The sequence below is a fragment of the Acinetobacter sp. YH16051 genome, assembly GCF_013417135.1.
In the GTDB taxonomy this organism is placed as follows: Bacteria; Pseudomonadota; Gammaproteobacteria; order Pseudomonadales; family Moraxellaceae; genus Acinetobacter; species Acinetobacter towneri.
In genome coordinates, this window is sequence record NZ_VPEN01000092.1 from 1 (window position 1) to 2,011 (window position 2,011).

The following is a 2,011-nucleotide window of genomic DNA, read 5'->3' on the forward strand; positions in this document are numbered from 1 at the left end:
CCAAGGATCTACACCGGACTGTCACTGAAACAGCCGAAGAATTAGATGATATTTTTACCTGGCGTGAACCCCGCAGAGTCACGAACAGCCTGACCATTACTTATGATAAATGCGTATATCTCCTGGAAAACACGGAAGAAAACCAAAGATTGATTGGCAAGTATCTTGAGTTCCTTGAATACCCGGATGGTACAGTTGCAATTGAATATCAGGGTAGAAAAATCAATTACAGCATCTTCGACAAATTAAGCCAGCTGAACCAGCGAGAGATTGTTGAGAATAAACGTTTGGGTTCTGTATTGGCCCATATTCAACAACAGCATGAAGAATTAGAACAGCAAAACAAACGGAATCGTTCTCAAGCTATGCCACGTAGACGTGCACAGAAAACAGCAATTCAAAAACGAAATCTGAATCCTGTGCTTGACTTGGAAATGTCGGTATAGGACATTTCTATTTGGTTTTAAGGTAGGACATTTCTACTTAGGAATAACATTGCATGTTAGAACCTATTCAAAGTCCGTATTTAATAGCTTCTCTTAGCGGATTTACTCATTTTCAAGCACTTGTAAGTAAAGCTCATCCGCTTTTTGAGCAATGGCTTTGCCATTCTCACGCATTTCTAATTCTTTAGCTACATAGGCTTGAATCGGTATGTTGTAATAGCCACCACCATAGTAGTCTTTAATGAGTTTCAAAGGCACTTCCACACCATATTCATCAAAAAGATTACGTCTGTAATTATATTCATGGATCGTATCCGCATAGGTCGGCAATCGGGGTAGATAGGTCAAGTGTGGTGTAGCAATTTCCATCTGCATCCATGTTTTCTGCTTCTTAGACCTGTACTTTAAAAAACGCTGTGCAAAATGGATAATCTGCCCTGCTTGGGAACGGCTTGCTTTGAAAACAGACCATGTTTCAACCATCAGGAATAGATTTTTAATGTCGGCTCGGTTCTTCTCTGCTAGAGAACTATTTTTTTGACTAGCCAATTTATTAATAGAATCAGTAAATTTAGTTTTAATTTTTTCAATACTTTGCTTTGTATATCGCCAAGTCCACGTATAAGCCCTTACTCTGTCTTTGTAGTCTTTTTCATCACCCAAGATGAGCTGTTTATAAGTCTTATGCGTATCTCTAAAAAGCTCCATAGTCACCAGGGCAGTAGGTTTGACAGCAATTGGATTTTTTAAGACAAATTGTTTTGGCTCATTATCTTTGAAGTAGTCTGCAATCAAGGTCTTTTCTGCTGAGATCGAATCAAGATCCCACTTAAAGCCTTTGTACTTCTCTTTAAGAGTCTGAATCTTCAAACGCTCCGACTCTTTGGCAAGTTTATTAATCTCAATACCGTTGAAAGTATTGAAATCTCTACTTGTAGGCGTAGTGAATAAGCAATACAGAAACCATTTATTTTCATTAAAGACATCTCTTTGCACGATCATCGTGCAAATAGGATGACCCTTTTCTAGGCGGTAAGAACGCTGTCTTGGTGAAATACCCAACTCATAACGCTCTGTCATCTTATCCAAAACGGATTCAATGGATTTCTTAGAACTGTCGTACTCAAAGCTGAAATAAAAATATGCGCCATTGGCAACATGGTCAGCGAGCCGTTGCATTGTAAATTTTGTGTGTGGACTAAAAATTATCATCCAAAATATTTCCAATCATTGTTATCAAGGGTTAATTCACAAAATACGCTGTTTTTTGATCAAAAACTAGCATTGTAATCGAGTAAAAGGATTTTTGGTTTTTAGCTGTTTTTTGCTTTTTCCATAGCGAAGCTATGGTGAACTTGCGAAGCAAGTTTTAAGGACTTCTAGACGGTGTTTGTAAGAGGGTAATAAGTAGTTCCATGCGAACGCACCTAGACAGCATATTTTTTGTGCATTATGATTTTCTCATCAGTTGTGAAGTGTGTCTGACCAACGCACCTAAAAGACCTAACCGTTTTTTAGTGTGCCGTTAGGCACACTAAAAATTTTGATTTTCAACAGCTCACAGT

General features: G+C 38.1%; 1 protein-coding gene and 1 pseudogene. One reads left to right on the forward strand and one right to left on the reverse strand.

The window, feature by feature from the left end:
- Positions 1–446: pseudogene (locus FTV41_RS14465) on the forward strand (ISNCY family transposase); the annotation flags it as partial.
- A 102-nt stretch (positions 447–548) separates the two neighbouring features.
- Here FTV41_RS14465 and FTV41_RS14470 read toward each other — a convergent pair.
- Positions 549–1,658, reverse strand: coding sequence for a hypothetical protein (locus FTV41_RS14470; RefSeq protein WP_004968110.1), 1,110 nt, complete (start codon positions 1,656–1,658; stop codon positions 549–551).
- Positions 1,659–2,011: the final 353 nt, after the last annotated feature.